Origin of the sequence: Streptomyces sp. 2131.1, from assembly GCF_900105515.1 — a bacterium.
GTDB lineage: Bacteria > Actinomycetota > Actinomycetes > Streptomycetales > Streptomycetaceae > Streptomyces > Streptomyces drozdowiczii.
In genome coordinates, this window is record NZ_FNSY01000001.1 from 5257046 (window position 1) to 5271456 (window position 14411).

Below are 14411 nucleotides of genomic sequence, written 5' to 3' on the forward strand. Positions count from 1 at the left end.
TGGCGCGGCGGGCGTCCGCCGTATCGTGAGGGCATGGCCACGATGTCGCTGCCCGATTCGCGCACCGAGCAGGACGGCTCGGCCGTCGTCCGCGTGCTCAGCTACAACATCCGGTCGATGCGCGACGACAGCGCCGCCCTCGCCCGGGTCGTCCGCGCCTGCGCCCCCGATCTGGTCCTCGTCCAGGAGGCGCCGCGGTTCTTCCGCTGGCGCAAGTACGCCGCCCGGCTCGCCGCCGCCACCGACCTGGTGGTCCTCGGCGGGGGCGCCACCGCCGCGGGGCCGCTGCTGCTGTGCTCGCTGCGCGCCACGGTCGAGCGCACCGAGGACATCCTGCTGCCGCGCACCCCGGGGCTGCACCGCAGGGGCTTCGCCACCGCAGTCGTCCGGTTCGCGGGCGCCCGGCTCGGCGTGGTCAGCTGCCACCTGAGCCTCCAGCGGCAGGAGCGCCTGGCCCAGGCCGAGCGGCTGATGGAGACCGTGGACGCGCTGGGCGTGGAGCATGCCGTGGTCGCCGGCGACCTCAACGACGTACCGAGCGGGCGGGCCTTCAGGCGTCTCGCCGGGCGCTACCAGGACTGCTGGGAGGTGAAGCCGCAGGGCGGCGAGTACACCTTCCCCGCGCACGACCCGCGCCGCCGGCTCGACGCGGTGTTCGCCACCGACGGCATCGAGGTCCTCGGCTGCGGGGTCCCGGACGGGCTGCCCGGGGTGCCGGCGGCCGACCTGCGCGCCGCCACCGACCACCTGCCGGTGCTGGCCGCGCTGCGGGTGCCGGCCAACTGATCCGGACGGGTCGTCAGACGACCGCGCCCCGGCCAGGGTCGTCGTCGCCGTCGTCGTCGGGGTTCATCCGCGCCACGAGCGTCACGAACCCGCCCAGGAAGCCGCCGACGCAGACCGTCGTCAGCCACCAGGTCATCTCCCAGGACAGCAGCACCGCGACCAGCATCAGCAACGGGCCGCCGACCACCGCGAGCCAGGCGAACTTCGCCGTGACGTCGGCCTCCGGCAGCGGCGGCGGCTCCGGCGGCACGAAGTGCCCCTCGTCGTCGTCCCCGCCGGGGGCATCCGGATCGGCCGGCTCGTAGTCGCGCGGGCCGCGCACGCCGGGAGCGAACACCACGGAACCGCCCAGCGGCCGGTCCTGGTCCGGTTCGGGCCTGGGCGGCTTCTTGCCGAGGCCCTTGTCCGCGGCCGGGGCGGTCAGCGGACCGTCGTCCGGCAGCGCGAGATCCTCGATCGACCGGAAGGGCCGCGCGCCCGGCGGGTCCGGCGGCTCCTCCCCGTACCCCGCGACGATGGCCTTCCAGGCGGCCTCCTCGTCGATCGGTCCGTCCCCCTCGCCGGCCACCGGGGCCGCCGGTGCCGGGGCGGCGCCGTCGTCGGCGACGGCCGCCCCCTCCACGGGGAGCGGCTCGCGCTCCTCCTCGCTGCCCGCGCGTTCCGCGTCGTGCTCAGCCACCGGACGTGCTCCCCTTCTTCCCGCCCTGATCGTTCTCGCTCGGAGCGAGGCGGCCGATGAACTCGAGGCTCTCGTCGAAGATCCGCTTCGCATCATGGTCCAACGTCGCCACGTGGTAGCTCTGTTCCAGCAGGACCTCGCGGACATCCGTCGAGGAGACACGGCTCAGGATGCGGGCGGAGTCGGCGGGCGGCACGACATGGTCCTGCGGGCTGTGCAGCAGCAGGAGCGGCTGGGTGACCTGGGGCAGACCGCCGTCGACCAGCCGGAAGAACGTCCGCACCGAGTGCGCCGCGTGCAGCGGGACCCGGTCGTAGCCCACCTCGGCCACGCCCTTCAGCGCGATGTCGCTGACCAGGCCCTTCGTCGTCGGCACCAGATGGCGGACCACCGGCAGCGCGTGCGCCGCGAGGCCGTGCACCTTGTTGGCCGGATTGACGAGGACCAGACCGCTGACCGCGTCCCCGTGCTTCGCGGCCAGGCGCAGCGCCAGCGCCCCGCCCATCGAGAGCCCGAAGACGAAGACCCGCGCGCAGCGCTCCAGCAGACCGCGCAGCTCCCGGTCCACCTCCGCGTACCAGTCCTGCCAGCCGGTCACCTGCATGTCCTGCCAGCGCGTGCCGTGCCCGGGCAGCAGCGGCAGCGAGACCGTGAGGCCGCGCTCGGCCAGGTACTCGGCCCACGGGCGCAGCGACTGCGGGGAACCGGTGAATCCGTGACAGAGGAGGACGCCGACCTCTCCGCCCTCGTGGCGGAACGGCTCGGCTCCGGGAAGGACCGGCACCGGGGTCTCCTGTTCGTGAGGCACGCGGGGAGCGTGAAGGGGGTGTACGGAAGGGTGTACGGGAGTGCGCGAGGATTACTTCACCGTACGCGACCGGGCCGACACCGACCAGGGCCGTCACCGGCCGGTCCCGCCCCGGGTGCGGCCACCCCGCCCGCGCCAGGGGCGGGACCGGCGACGCCTCGGGTTAAGGTCTGTCGGACAGCACACAGGAGGCATCCGAGTTGATCTACGGCGCTATGAAGTTCTCCATCGGCGGGTCTCTGAAGCTCGCCTTCAGGCCGTGGGTGGAGGGCCTGGAGAACATTCCCGCGCGCGGGCCCGCGATCCTCGCCAGCAACCACCTGTCGTTCTCAGACTCCTTCTTCCTGCCGGCCGTCCTGGACCGCAAGGTGACCTTCATCGCCAAGGCCGAGTACTTCACCGCGCCGGGCGTGAAGGGCAAGCTCACCGCCGCGTTCTTCAAGGGCGTCGGCCAGCTCCCCGTCGACCGCTCCGGCGCGCGCGGCGCCGGCGAGGCGGCGATCCGGGCGGGCATCCAGGTCATCGAGAGCGGCGGCCTCTTCGGTATCTACCCGGAGGGCACCCGGTCGCCGGACGGCCGGCTCTACCGGGGCAAGCCCGGCGGACTGGCCCGGGTCGCGCTCGCGACCGGGGCCCCGGTGATCCCCGTCGCGATGATCGACACGGAGAAGATCCAGCCGCCCGGCCAGGTCGTGCCCAAGCTGATGCGCCCCGGCATCCGCATCGGCAAGCCGCTCGACTTCAGCCGCTACCACGGCATGGAGGGCGACCGCTTCATCCTGCGCTCGGTCACCGACGAGGTGATGTACGAGATCATGAAGCTCTCGGGCCAGGAGTACGTCGACATCTACGCGACCGCCGCCAAGCGGCAGATCGCCGACGAGGCCAAGCGCCGGTCCGAGGCCGCGAAGAAGACGGACGGCGACCGCGCCTGAGGCGGGGCGCGGCGGTCCGCCGGGGGACGACGGGGGAGAACAGCATGGTCAAACGCGTACGCGTGGTGCGGATGTCGGTGGAGCAGCCGCTGTGGCGTGCCCTGACGGCGTACCGCGTTCTGACGATGCTCTACGCGCTCCTGCTCGCCGCCTTCGCCCGGCACGACTACGAGCGGCCCTGGATAGCGATCACGTTCCTGTCGCTGATGACCGTCTGGACGCTCGCCACCCTGCCGAAGGTGGGCAGCGCCGCCGCCTGCACCAAGCGCTTCCTGGGCGCGGACCTGGCCATCGCGCTGACCGGCATCGTCGTCACGCCGCTCGCCGATCTCCAGGCGCAGCACATCGACGGACCGACCCTGCCGTCGATCTGGACCGCCGGTTCCGTCCTGGCCTTCGCGATCAAGGGCGGCTGGCGCTGGGCTGGCTTCGCCTCCAGCCTGGTCGCCGTCGCCAACCTCATCGAGCGCGGCGAGCCCAGCCGCGACACCCTGCACAACGTGATGCTGGTCTGGGTCGCCTCCATCGCCATCGGGTACGTCGTCGAGGTCGCCCGCGCCAGTGAGCGCACCCTCGCCCGCGCCCTGGAGATCGAGGCCGCCACCCGCGAACGGGAACGCCTGGCCCGGGACATCCACGACAGCGTCCTCCAGGTCCTCGCGATGGTGCAGCGGCGGGGCACCGCGCTCGGCGGCGAGGCGGCGGAGCTGGGCCGGATGGCCGGGGAGCAGGAGGTCGCCCTGCGCACCCTGGTCTCCAGCGGCCTCGTGCCCCCCACCCGGGTCTCCGAGGACGCCTCCGAGGGTGCCGTCGTGCGCACCGTCGAGGCGGACGAGGACGAGCCGGGCGACGGGGACGGCGGCGAGACCGATCTGCGGACGCTGCTCGCCCCGCACGCCGGATCCCGGACCAGCTTCGCCGAGCCGGGCGCACCGGTCCTGCTTCCGGCCCCGGCGGCCGCGGAAGTGGCGGCGGCGGTCGGCGCCGCCCTGGACAATGTCCGGGTGCACGCGGGGGAGGACGCCCAGGCGTGGATCCTGCTGGAGGACTGGCCGGACGAGGTCATCGTCACGGTCCGGGACGACGGACCCGGGATCCCCGAGGGGCGGCTCGCGCAGGCCGAGGGGGAGGGGCGGCTCGGGGTCGCCCTGTCGATCCGCGGCCGGCTGCGCGACCTGGGCGGTACGGCAGAACTGATCTCGGTGCCCGGCCAGGGCACCGAGGTCGAATTGAAGGTTCCTAAGGTTCCACGGGGGAAGGCGGGTTCGGTCCGATGAGCGCGACACACGAAGAGGACGCCGGGCAGCGGGCGATCAGGGTGATGGTGGTCGACGACCACCCGATGTGGCGCGACGCCGTGGCCCGCGACCTCGCCGAGGCCGGCTTCGACGTGGTGGCCACCGCCGGGGACGGCCCGCAGGCCGTCCGCCGGGCCGGTGCGGTCACCCCGGACGTGATGGTCCTCGACCTCAACCTGCCCGGCATGCCCGGGGTCCAGGTCTGCAAGGAGCTCGTCGGCGCCCAGCCCGGACTGCGGGTGCTGGTGCTCTCCGCCAGCGGGGAGCACGCCGACGTCCTGGAGGCGGTCAAGTCCGGCGCCACCGGCTACCTGATGAAGTCGGCGAGCACCCAGGAGCTGACCGAGGCCGTCCGCCGCACCGCCGCCGGCGACGCGGTCTTCACCCCGGGCCTGGCCGGCCTGGTGCTCGGCGAGTACCGCAGGCTGGCCTCGGAGCCCGCCCCGGCCGCGTCCGACGAGCCGAAGGCCCCGGAGCTGACCGACCGGGAGACCGAGGTGCTGCGGCTGGTGGCCAAGGGGCTCTCGTACAAGCAGATCGCGGAGCGGCTCGTCATCTCGCACCGCACCGTGCAGAACCACGTCCAGAACACCCTGGGCAAGCTCCAGCTGCACAACAGGGTCGAGCTGGTCCGGTACGCCATAGAGCGCGGACTCGACGACGCGTAGGGCCTGAGCGGCGCGGCGGGCCGTCCCGCCGTATATTCGCGAGGACCGGCCGCGCAGCACGCAGACAGGGGAGACGCCGTGGAGATCCTGGCCTTCGGAGTGCAGTCCGACGAGAAGCCGCTGATCGAGAAGGCCTTCGCCGGGAAGCACGAAGTCCGGTGCCTCGACGTCTTCCTGAACCGCGACACCGCGCCCATCGCCGCGGGCTACGAAATCGTCTCCACGAGCGTCAACGCCGACCTGGGCGGCGCCGTGCTCCAGACCCTCGCGGCCGGCGGCACCCAGCTGATCGCCCAGCGGTCCACCGGCTTCAACAACATCGACCTGGACGTCGCCGAGCGCCTCGCCCTGCGCGTCGCCCGGGTCTCGTACTACTCGCCGTACTCGGTCGCCGAGTTCGCCTGGACCCTCGCCATGGCGGCCAACCGCCGGGTGATCCGCGCCGCGAGCCGCACCCGCGACTTCGACTTCCGGCTCGACGGGCTCCTCGGCCGCGACATGCACGGCCGCACGGCCGGCGTCATCGGCACCGGCAAGATCGGCGAGGCGTTCACCCGGATCGCCCACGGCTTCGGCATGAAGCTGCTCGGCTGGGACGTCGCCGAGAACCCGGCCTGTGTCGAGCTGGGCATGCGCTACGTCGACAAGGAGCGGCTGCTCGCCGAGGCCGACCTGGTCTCCCTGCACGTGCCGCTGCTCCCGGCGACCCACCACCTCATCGACAAGGACGCCCTCGCCCTGATGAAGGACGACGCGATCCTGGTCAACTCCAGCCGTGGCGGCCTCATCGACACCTCGGCCCTCGTCGTCGAGCTGCGCGGGGGGCGATTCCTGGGCGTGGGACTCGACGTGTACGAGGCGGAGGCCGGGCTGTTCTTCCTGGACAAGTCGCTGGAGGGTGTCGACGACGACACCCTGGCCCGGCTCGTCACCTTCCCGAACGTCATCGTCACCTCGCACCAGGCGTACTACACCGAGGACGCGGTCGGCCAGATCATCGACGCCACCGTGAAGAACGTCGACGACTACCTGGCCGGCCGCCGCAGCGAGAACGTCCTGGTCCCCGCCCGCCCCGGGTCCTGACCCCGCCAGGACCCGGAACGGCCGCGCCTCAGCCGCGTACCGGCAGCGCCGCCAGCAGCTCGGTCACGATCGCCGCACCGCGCAGCGTCAGCACCGACTCCGGGTGGAACTGCACCGAGGCGAACCCGGCCCCGCGCAGCGCGTGCAGCTCACCGGAGACCGCGTCCCGGCTCACCTCGATGCCGTGTGCGGCCAGCTCCGCCGCCCCGGAGTCGTCGCAGCGCGCGGTGAAGCTGTTGTAGAAGCCGACCGTCTCGGGCCGCCCGAACAGCTCGATACGGGTCTGCGCACCCTGGTACGGCACCGCCTTGCGGACGATCTCCAGGCCCAGCTCCGCCGCGATCAGCTCATGGCCCAGGCACACACCGAGCAGCCCGTGCCGGTGGTCCCGCAGCAGCTCCGCGGCCATCGCGCGCAGCAGCCGCATCTTCGGGTCGGCCGCGTCCCCCGGATTCCCCGGCCCGGGGCCCAGCACCACGGGCCCCTCGTGCGCCCGCACCGCCTCGCGCAGCCCAGGCTCGTCGTAGCGGCGCACGGTGACGTCCAGCCCCGAGGCGCGCAGCAGGTGCCCGAGCATCGCGGTGAACGTGTCCTCGCCGTCCACCACCAGGGCGTGGCCGGCGCGGTCGGCGGCGCGCTCCTGCATCCGCAGCCAGAACGGGGCGAGCCCGTCGCGCCGGGCGTCCAGGGCGTCCCGCACCCGGGGATCGGCGGCCAGCCGGGGCCGCTCCCGCTCCGCCTCGGGCCGGGCCGGGCGCACGCCGAGGGCGGACAGCACCCCGGCGGCCTTCGCGTGGGTCTCGGCGACCTCGCCGTCCGGCTCCGAGTGGCGCACCAGCGTCGCCCCGACCGGCACCCGCAGCGTGCCGTCGGCGTCGATGTCGGCGGTGCGGATCAGGATCGGCGAGTCCAGGCTCTGGGTGCCGTCCGGCTCCCGGCGCAGCAGGGCCAGCGCGCCCGCGTAGTAGCCGCGCCCGCCGGCCTCGTACCGCTCGATGACGCGGCAGGCGTTCTGCACGGGGGAGCCGGTGACGGTCGCCGCGAACATGGTCTCCTTCAGGACCTCCCGTACGTCCAGCGAGGAACGTCCGCGCAACTCGTACTCGGTGTGCGCGAGATGGGCCATCTCCTTCAGACGCGGGCCGATCACCACCCCGCCCATGTCGCCGACCGTGCACATCATCTTCAGTTCCTCGTCGACCACCATGGAGAGCTCCTCGGTCTCCTTGCGGTCACCGAGGAAGGCGAGCAGGCCCTCGGGGGTGGGCCCCTCGGCGGGATAGCGGTAGGTCCCGCTGATCGGGTTCATCACGACGGTCCCGCCGGACATCCGTACGTGCACCTCGGGGCTGGCGCCGACGAGCACACGGTCCCCGGTGTGCACGACGAACGTCCAGTACGCGCCCCGCTCGCCCGCGAGCAGCCGTCGGAACAGGGCCAGCGCGTCCGCCCGGCCGAACCCGTCGATCCGCCCCCGGAACGTCCGCCGGATCACGAAGTTCGCGCCCTCGCCCCGGCCGATCTCGTCCTCGATGACCCGCCGCACGGTCCCGGCGTACTCCTCGTCGCTGACGTCGAACTCCCCGTCCTCCACGTGGACTTCGTGGCGCGGCAGCCGCTCCAGCGCCTCGTCGAGGGTCAGCGTGTACGACTCGTCGGCGACCAGGACGGACAGCGGTGTGCCGTCGTCGCGTACGTCGAAGCCGCGCTCCGCGATCTGCCGGAACGGGACCAGTGCCAGCGAGGGCCGCTCGCCGACGGGGATGTCGGCGAGCCGGTCCGCCTCGTGCACCCGGCCGATCAGTACCTCGACGGTGTCGTGGTCGTGGCCGGGGGTGCGGCGGCGCAGCAGGGCGAAGGGCGGGCAGTCCTCGCCGAGGAGTCTGTCGATGCTCATGCCGGTGTTCACGGGGTGTGGTTCCTTCCAGGTGGATCAGCTGGGAGGAACGGCCCGCGGACACGGAAAAGGCCGCCCCTCGGGCGGCCTCTGCGTCAGTGCGAACGCGCGATCAGTGGGCCGCCGGATGAGCGGTCCACCACCAGTTACGGGTCGAGTGCGCGAACATGCTCCGTACCCTAACCCACCCGGGCCCGGGCCGAGACGTGCGTCTCAGTCACTGGGCAACCCGGAAAAGCAAGGGGCGCGACCCCGTAATGTGGGGCCCGTGACCGTGAACGCCAATACCTCCGTCGCCGGTGGCAACACCTGGCGAGACCTTCCCGCGGCGCAGCAGCCCGAGTACCCCGACTCCGAGGCCCTGCGCGATGTGCTCGCGGACCTCGCGTCGTATCCGCCGCTCGTCTTCGCGGGCGAGTGCGACCAGCTGCGTGCCCGTATGGCAGCCGTCGCCAAGGGCGAGGCGTTCCTGTTGCAGGGCGGCGACTGCGCCGAGGCCTTCGACGCCGTGTCGGCCGAGCACATCCGGGCGAAGCTCAAGACGCTGCTCCAGATGAGCGCCGTCCTCACCTACGCGGCCTCCGTGCCCGTCGTCAAGGTCGGCCGGATCGCCGGCCAGTACTCCAAGCCGCGCTCCAAGCCGACCGAGACCCGCGACGGCGTGACCCTGCCGACCTACCGCGGCGACTCCGTCAACGGCTTCGCCTTCACCGAGGCCGACCGGGTCCCGGACCCCGAGCGCCTGAAGCGGATGTACCACGCGTCCGCCTCCACGCTGAACCTCGTGCGCGCCTTCACCACCGGCGGCTACGCCGACCTGCGCCAGGTGCACGCGTGGAACCAGGACTTCGTGAAGTCGTCCCCGTCCGGCCAGCGCTACGAGGCCCTGGCCCGCGAGATCGACAACGCGCTGAACTTCATGAAGGCCTGCGGCACCGACCCCGCCGAGTTCAAGGCCGTCGAGTTCTACGCCTCCCACGAGGCGCTGCTCCTCGACTACGAGACGGCGCTGACCCGCACCGACTCGCGCACCGGCGAGCTGTACGACACCTCGGGCCACATGGTGTGGATCGGTGAGCGCACCCGCCAGATGGACGGCGCGCACATCGAGTTCGCCGCCAGGGTCCGCAACCCCATCGGGATCAAGCTCGGCCCGACGACCACCGTCGACGAGGCGCTGGGCTACGTCGAGCGCCTCGACCCCGAGCGCGAGCCCGGCCGGCTGACCTTCATCGTCCGCATGGGCGCCGACAAGGTCCGCGACAAGCTGCCCGAGCTGGTCGAGAAGGTCACCGCCTCCGGCGCCACCGTCGCCTGGGTGACCGACCCGATGCACGGCAACACCTTCGAGGCCGCCTCCGGCCACAAGACGCGCCGCTTCGACGACGTCCTGGACGAGGTCAAGGGCTTCTTCGAGGTCCACAAGGGCCTCGGCACGCACCCGGGCGGCATCCACGTCGAGCTGACCGGCGACGACGTCACCGAGTGCGTCGGCGGCGGCCACGAGATCTTCGTGGACGACCTCCACCAGCGCTACGAGACGGCCTGCGACCCCCGGCTCAACCGCAGCCAGTCGCTCGACCTGGCCTTCCTCGTCGCCGAGATGTACCGCGACCAGTAGGCGTCGCGAGCGGCACCCGTACGACTGTGGGGCACGGATCGATGTGATCCGTGCCCCACAGGGCGTTCCGGGGCTTTTACCGCCCGCGCGCGACGGGTAAGGTTAGGTTAGCCTCACCGATCATCGGGGCGGCGCCCACGACCCGTCCCCGCCCGGGAGGTGAACCGCATGTACGTCTGCTCGTGCTTCGGCGTTACGGAGCAGCAGGTCAAGGACCATGCGGCAGCCGGGGCTTGCACGCCCCGCCAGATCGCCTCCGCCTCCAAGGCCGGCACGGACTGCGGCGGCTGTGTCCGCACCATCCAGGCGATGCTCGGCCGCGGCGCCTGCCCGCGCCGGGAGCTCCTGGACCGGAAGCAGACGCCCGCCACCGCTCCCGTGGAAGGGCTCCCCGAAGCCGCCTGAGGGGGATCAGCTCTCCGGCTGCTCGATGAGCTGGGCGATGTACAGCGGCTCCCCGAGCTTCTCGACCAGGTCCAGCTGGGTGTCGAGGTAGTCGATGTGGTGCTCCTCGTCCGCGAGGATCGACTCGAAGATGTTCGCCGACGTGATGTCGCCCTTGTTCCGCATCAGCTCGATGCCGCGCTTGAGGCGGTCGATCGCCTCCACCTCGACCTGCCGGTCCGCCTGGAACATCTCGGTGACCGTCTGGCCCACGCGCACGTGGAAGAGCCGCTGATAGTTCGGCAGGCCGTCGAGGAAGAGAATGCGGTCGGTCAGGATCTCCGCGTGCTTCATCTCGTCGAAGGACTCGGCGCGCGTGTATTTCGCGAGCTTGGTCCAGCCGAAGTTGTCCTGCATCTTGGCGTGCAGGAAGTACTGGTTGATGGCAGTCAATTCGGCGGTCAGCTGTTCATTCAGGAACTCGATGACCTCGGGGTCGCCCTGCATCGCAGAGGCTCCTTCCAACCGGGAACTGGGCACGTTGGCGGCATCCTCGCATCGCTCCCGGTGACCGTCCAGTAAGTGCATGCTTAGTACGAGTTGCCCGAATCGGCTTCGCCCTGGTCACGACCACCCCTGCCTGTCTGTCACCATGGAGTCATGGGTCAGCCGGAAAGCCGGGAACACCGCGCGTCAGAGCAGTCCGAGCTTCCGCCGGGCCAGCGGCTGCAGCGCGGATGGCCGGTGACCCACTACGGGCCGGTGCCCAAGTTCAAACCGGAACGCTGGGAATTCCGGGTCTTCGGCGCGACCGCCGACGGTGAGAAGTGCTGCTGGAACCACGAGGAATTCTCGGCGCTGCCGTTCTCCTCGGTCGTCGCCGATCTGCACTGCGTGACCAAATTCAGCATGCTGGGCGCCGAGTGGGGCGGTGTGCTCGCCCGCGACGTCGTCGCCCTCGCCCCGCCCGCCCCCCAGGTCACCCATGTGATGGTCTGGGCCGAGTACGGCTTCAGCTCGAACCTCCGGCTCGACGACTTCCTCTCCGACCGGACCCTTTTCGCCACCCATAAGGGCGGCGAACTGCTCACCGCCGAACACGGCTTCCCGCTCCGCCTCGTCGTCCCCCACCTGTACGCGTGGAAGGGCCCCAAGTGGGTCCGGGGCATCGAGTACATGACCGCCGACCGCCGCGGCTTCTGGGAGGAGCGCGGCTACCACAACATCGGCGACCCCTGGCAGGAGCAGCGCTACTCCTACCAGGAGGAGCCCGGGGACGGCCCCGAGCTCTGACCGGCGCCGGACGGCGGCGGGATCAGCTGCCGTCGCGCAGCGCCTGGAGCCGCGCCACGTCCGCCGCGTGCCCCTCCTTGCCGCCCGGTGTCTCGATCACCAGCGGCACGCCCTCGGTGGCGGGGTGGCTGAAGAGCTCGCGGAACGGCTCTTCACCGATGTGACCCGAGCCGATGTTCTCGTGCCGGTCCTTGTGGGCGCCGGAGACGTCCTTGGAGTCATTGGCGTGGATGAGCTTCAGCCTGCCCTCGCCGACCGTCTCCACCAGCAGGTCCAGCGTCTCCTTCATCCCGCCCGGCCCGGCGAGGTCGTGCCCCGCCGCGAAGATGTGGCAGGTGTCCAGGCAGACCCCGAGCTTCGGATGGGCGTCCAGCGCCTCGAAGTACGGGCCGAAGTCCCAGGTTCGCGAGCAGAGCGAGGAGCCCTGGCCGGCCGTCGACTCCAGCAGCAGGAACGGGTCGTCGTCGTGCGTCAGCTCGTCCAGCAGCGGCCGCATGTGTGTCCGCACCTGGGCCAGCGCCTCCTCGCGGGGCCGCCCGCCGGTCGCCGAACCGGTGTGCACCACGACGCCCAGCGCGCCGATCTCCCGGGCCCGCCGCAGCGAGTGGCGCAGCGACTCCACGGACCGCTCCACCGTCGCCGGGGTGTGCGAGCCGAAGTTGATCAGGTACGGGGCGTGCACGTACGCCGGTACCGCCTCGGCGGCGCACTGGGCGCGGAACAGCTCGTCCTGCGCCGGGTTGCCGGCCGGGGTGGCCCAGCCGCGCGGGTTGGCGACGAAGACCTGGACGGCCTCGGCGCCCATCTCGCGGGCATACGGGAGGCCGACCTTGGCGAGGCCGCCGGCCACCGGCACATGGCCGCCGACTGGGTTGCGCATACGGATCTCTACAGTCCCTTGGTCTTGATGGTGATGGTGCTGCCCTCGGGGGCCTGGTCGCCGCCGTCCACGGACTGGCCGGCGATCTTGTCACTGATGAAGGGGAAACTGCGGTGGACCTTGACCTCGAAGCCCGCCGCCTCCAGCTCGTCGCTCGCCTCGTCGACGTCCTTGCCGACCACGTCCGGTACGTCGATCATCCGGGGCCCGTCGGACACCGTCAGCTTGACGGTGTCGCCCTCGGCCGCCTCCGTGCCCTCGCCCGGCGACTGGCGCGCGATGTCGCCCTTGTCCTCCGGCGAGTGCACCCGGCCGGGGACCACCTCGGCCTTCAGCCCCTCGTCGGCCAGCGCGGCGGTGGCGTCGTCGACGGAGAGCCCGGTGACGTCCGGGACGTCGACGGGGGCGCCCTTGGAGACCACGATCGCGACCGCCGAGTCCGGGTGGCGCTCGGTGCCCGCCCGGGGGTTCGTACGCAGCACCTCGCCGGCCGCCACCTCGTCGCTGAACTCCTTGGTGACCATGCCGGGGAGCAGGCCCACCTTCTTCAGCTGCCGCTTGGCGTCGGCGAGCCGGACGCCCTCGACGTCGGGCACCTCGATGATCTTGGGGCCGCGCGAGACGACGAGCGACACCGAGCCGTTGTCCCTGATCCGCGCGCCGGACTTCGGGTCGCTGCTGATCACCTTGCCCCGGTCGACGGTGTCGCTGTAGGCGCGCTTCACGCCCTTAAGCTCCAGACCGGCGTCCGAGAGCCGCTTCTTCGCCGCCTCCTCGGTCTGGCTCAGCACCGAGGGGACCTTGGTGAACTGCCCGGAGTTGATGTACCAGACGCCGCCGCCGACGCCCAGGACCAGCAGCACCGCCAGGACGGCCGCGATCAGCCCGCGCCGCGGACTGCCGAGCGGGCCGGTCCGCCGGGGCGGCGCCGGGTCCTGCGGCGGGGGCATCTCCAGCCGGTTGGTGTGGTGGGCGGTGCCCAGGTGCGTGGGAAGCACCCGGGGGATCACCGTCGTCCGGGAGTCGGCCCGCTCCGCCTCGTCGTCCGGGCCGTCGCCCGCGTCCGCGTCCCGCGCCGCGGTCAGGGCGCGCGGCGGTACGGCGTCGAGCTGCGCGTCCGTCAGGGCGGCGCGCGCCCGGCGGGCCTCGGCGAGCAGCGCCACCGCGTCGAACGGGCGGATTTCGAGCGAGCGGGCGGTGGCGCTCGCCACCAGCTCGTCCAGCTCGGGCGCGAGGCCCGGGACGACCGCCGACGGGGGCGGCACGTCCTCGTTCAGATGCTGGTAGATGACCTGGGCGGGGGACTCCCCGTCGCGCGGCTTGTCGCCGGTCAGCATCTCGTACAGCACGACGCCGCAGGCGTACACGTCGGCGCGGGTGTCCGCCGTGCCGTGCTCGATCTGCTCCGGGGCGAGGTACGAGACGGTGCCGAGGATCGTCCCGGTGGTGTTCGTCACCGCGTCCACGGCCCTGACCAGCCCGAAGTCGGCGACCTTGACCCGGCCGTCGTCCCCGATGAGCACGTTCTCCGGCTTCATGTCGCGGTGCACGAAGCCCGCCCGGTGCGCGGCGCCGAGGGCGGCGAGGACCGACTCCAGGATGTCCAGCGCTGCCCGCGGCTGCAGCGCGCCGCGCTCGCTGAGCACATCGCGCAGCGTGCACCCGGCGACGTACTCCATCGCCAGGTAGACGTACTGACCCTGGGCGCCCTGGTCGAAGACCCCGACCACGTTGGGGTGGGCGAGGTGCGCCACCGACTTGGCCTCGCGGATGAAGCGCTCGACGAACGAGGCGTCGGTCGCGAGCGCCGGGTGCATCACCTTGAGGGCGAGCACCCGGTCGAGCCGGGTGTCCATGGCCCGGTAGACCGTGGCCATGCCGCCCACGGCGATGCGGGCATCGACGCGGTAGCGGCCGTCGAGCAGCTGCCCGACGAGGGGGTCCTGGAGGGTCGTATCCACCATGCGAGTCTACGAGCCGCCACGGACAGGCCCGCCGCCGTGGGGCGAACCCGGCGCAGTACTGAAGCCGAGCCGTGACAGGGGCATGGGGCCCGGGGCCGGAATCCCGGCTTCCAGC

Annotated in this window: 15 protein-coding genes; 8 read left to right on the top strand and 7 right to left on the bottom strand. The window is 72.0% G+C overall.

The genetic code is table 11. From position 1 onward, the window contains the following. The first annotated feature begins 33 nt into the window (after nucleotides 1–33). Entirely contained in the window at nucleotides 34–786 is a 753-nt protein-coding gene (locus tag BLW14_RS23615; protein ID WP_093709188.1) for an endonuclease/exonuclease/phosphatase family protein, read from the top strand. Between the two features lie 13 nt (nucleotides 787–799). On the opposite strand, the gene BLW14_RS23620 is transcribed toward BLW14_RS23615, so the two are convergent. Together BLW14_RS23620 and BLW14_RS23625 are read right to left on the bottom strand one after the other, a co-directional pair. Next, nucleotides 800–1465 carry a hypothetical protein gene (locus BLW14_RS23620; RefSeq protein WP_093709189.1) on the bottom strand — a complete coding sequence of 222 codons (666 nt, stop codon included), beginning with the start codon at nucleotides 1463–1465 and terminating at the stop codon, nucleotides 800–802. After that, nucleotides 1458–2249, bottom strand: a complete 792-nt coding sequence (locus BLW14_RS23625) for an alpha/beta hydrolase (RefSeq protein ID WP_093709190.1) — start codon at nucleotides 2247–2249, stop codon at nucleotides 1458–1460. Before BLW14_RS23625 ends, BLW14_RS23620 begins: the two co-directional genes overlap by 8 nt. A 224-nt stretch (nucleotides 2250–2473) precedes the next feature. Here BLW14_RS23625 and BLW14_RS23630 point away from each other — a divergent pair, with 224 nt between their 5' ends. The 4 genes from BLW14_RS23630 to BLW14_RS23645 all read left to right on the top strand — a co-directional run bounded on the left by BLW14_RS23630 (nucleotide 2474) and on the right by BLW14_RS23645 (nucleotide 6257). Continuing rightward, a complete protein-coding gene (locus BLW14_RS23630) occupies nucleotides 2474–3208 on the top strand; it encodes a lysophospholipid acyltransferase family protein (protein WP_207925554.1) in 735 nt (244 codons plus the stop codon). A 44-nt stretch (nucleotides 3209–3252) separates the two neighbouring features. Then, nucleotides 3253–4485 (top strand): MacS family sensor histidine kinase, encoded by a 1233-nt coding sequence (macS, locus tag BLW14_RS23635; protein ID WP_093709192.1) that lies wholly within the window; start codon nucleotides 3253–3255, stop codon nucleotides 4483–4485. Then, nucleotides 4482–5174 carry a response regulator gene (locus BLW14_RS23640; RefSeq protein WP_093709193.1) on the top strand — a complete coding sequence of 231 codons (693 nt, stop codon included), beginning with the start codon at nucleotides 4482–4484 and terminating at the stop codon, nucleotides 5172–5174. Before macS ends, BLW14_RS23640 begins: the two co-directional genes overlap by 4 nt. A gap of 78 nt (nucleotides 5175–5252) precedes the next feature. Then, nucleotides 5253–6257, top strand: coding sequence for a 2-hydroxyacid dehydrogenase (locus BLW14_RS23645; RefSeq protein WP_093709194.1), 1005 nt, complete (start codon nucleotides 5253–5255; stop codon nucleotides 6255–6257). Nucleotides 6258–6285: 28 nt separating this feature from the next. On the opposite strand, the gene BLW14_RS23650 is transcribed toward BLW14_RS23645, so the two are convergent. Both BLW14_RS23650 and BLW14_RS35770 read right to left on the bottom strand, forming a co-directional pair. After that, complete coding sequence (locus tag BLW14_RS23650; RefSeq protein WP_093710831.1) at nucleotides 6286–8154, bottom strand: anthranilate synthase family protein; 1869 nt, start codon at nucleotides 8152–8154, stop codon at nucleotides 6286–6288. A gap of 112 nt (nucleotides 8155–8266) precedes the next feature. Next, nucleotides 8267–8323, bottom strand: a complete 57-nt coding sequence (locus tag BLW14_RS35770) for a trp operon leader peptide (protein ID WP_073735655.1) — start codon at nucleotides 8321–8323, stop codon at nucleotides 8267–8269. Between the two features lie 105 nt (nucleotides 8324–8428). Between BLW14_RS35770 and BLW14_RS23660 the strand changes: the two genes are divergently transcribed. Beyond that, complete coding sequence (locus BLW14_RS23660) at nucleotides 8429–9775, top strand: class II 3-deoxy-7-phosphoheptulonate synthase (protein ID WP_177154239.1); 1347 nt, start codon at nucleotides 8429–8431, stop codon at nucleotides 9773–9775. 168 nt (nucleotides 9776–9943) lie between these two features. Further along, on the top strand, nucleotides 9944–10180 hold the full coding sequence (locus tag BLW14_RS23665; protein WP_093709196.1) for a (2Fe-2S)-binding protein: 237 nt from the start codon (nucleotides 9944–9946) through the stop codon (nucleotides 10178–10180). 6 nt (nucleotides 10181–10186) lie between these two features. Here BLW14_RS23665 and bfr read toward each other — a convergent pair whose 3' ends face one another. Continuing rightward, the gene (bfr, locus tag BLW14_RS23670) at nucleotides 10187–10666 is read right to left on the bottom strand and encodes a bacterioferritin (RefSeq protein ID WP_093709197.1); all 480 of its coding nucleotides are present in this window, start codon (nucleotides 10664–10666) and stop codon (nucleotides 10187–10189) included. Between the two features lie 153 nt (nucleotides 10667–10819). Here bfr and BLW14_RS23675 point away from each other — a divergent pair, with 153 nt between their 5' ends. Then, nucleotides 10820–11452, top strand: a complete 633-nt coding sequence (locus tag BLW14_RS23675; RefSeq protein ID WP_093709198.1) for a sulfite oxidase-like oxidoreductase — start codon at nucleotides 10820–10822, stop codon at nucleotides 11450–11452. 22 nt (nucleotides 11453–11474) lie between these two features. On the opposite strand, the gene BLW14_RS23680 is transcribed toward BLW14_RS23675, so the two are convergent. Together BLW14_RS23680 and pknB are read right to left on the bottom strand one after the other, a co-directional pair. After that, nucleotides 11475–12332 carry a deoxyribonuclease IV gene (locus tag BLW14_RS23680; RefSeq protein ID WP_093709199.1) on the bottom strand — a complete coding sequence of 286 codons (858 nt, stop codon included), beginning with the start codon at nucleotides 12330–12332 and terminating at the stop codon, nucleotides 11475–11477. An 8-nt stretch (nucleotides 12333–12340) separates the two neighbouring features. Then, nucleotides 12341–14293 carry a Stk1 family PASTA domain-containing Ser/Thr kinase gene (pknB, locus tag BLW14_RS23685; RefSeq protein ID WP_093710832.1) on the bottom strand — a complete coding sequence of 651 codons (1953 nt, stop codon included), beginning with the start codon at nucleotides 14291–14293 and terminating at the stop codon, nucleotides 12341–12343. Nucleotides 14294–14411: the final 118 nt, after the last annotated feature.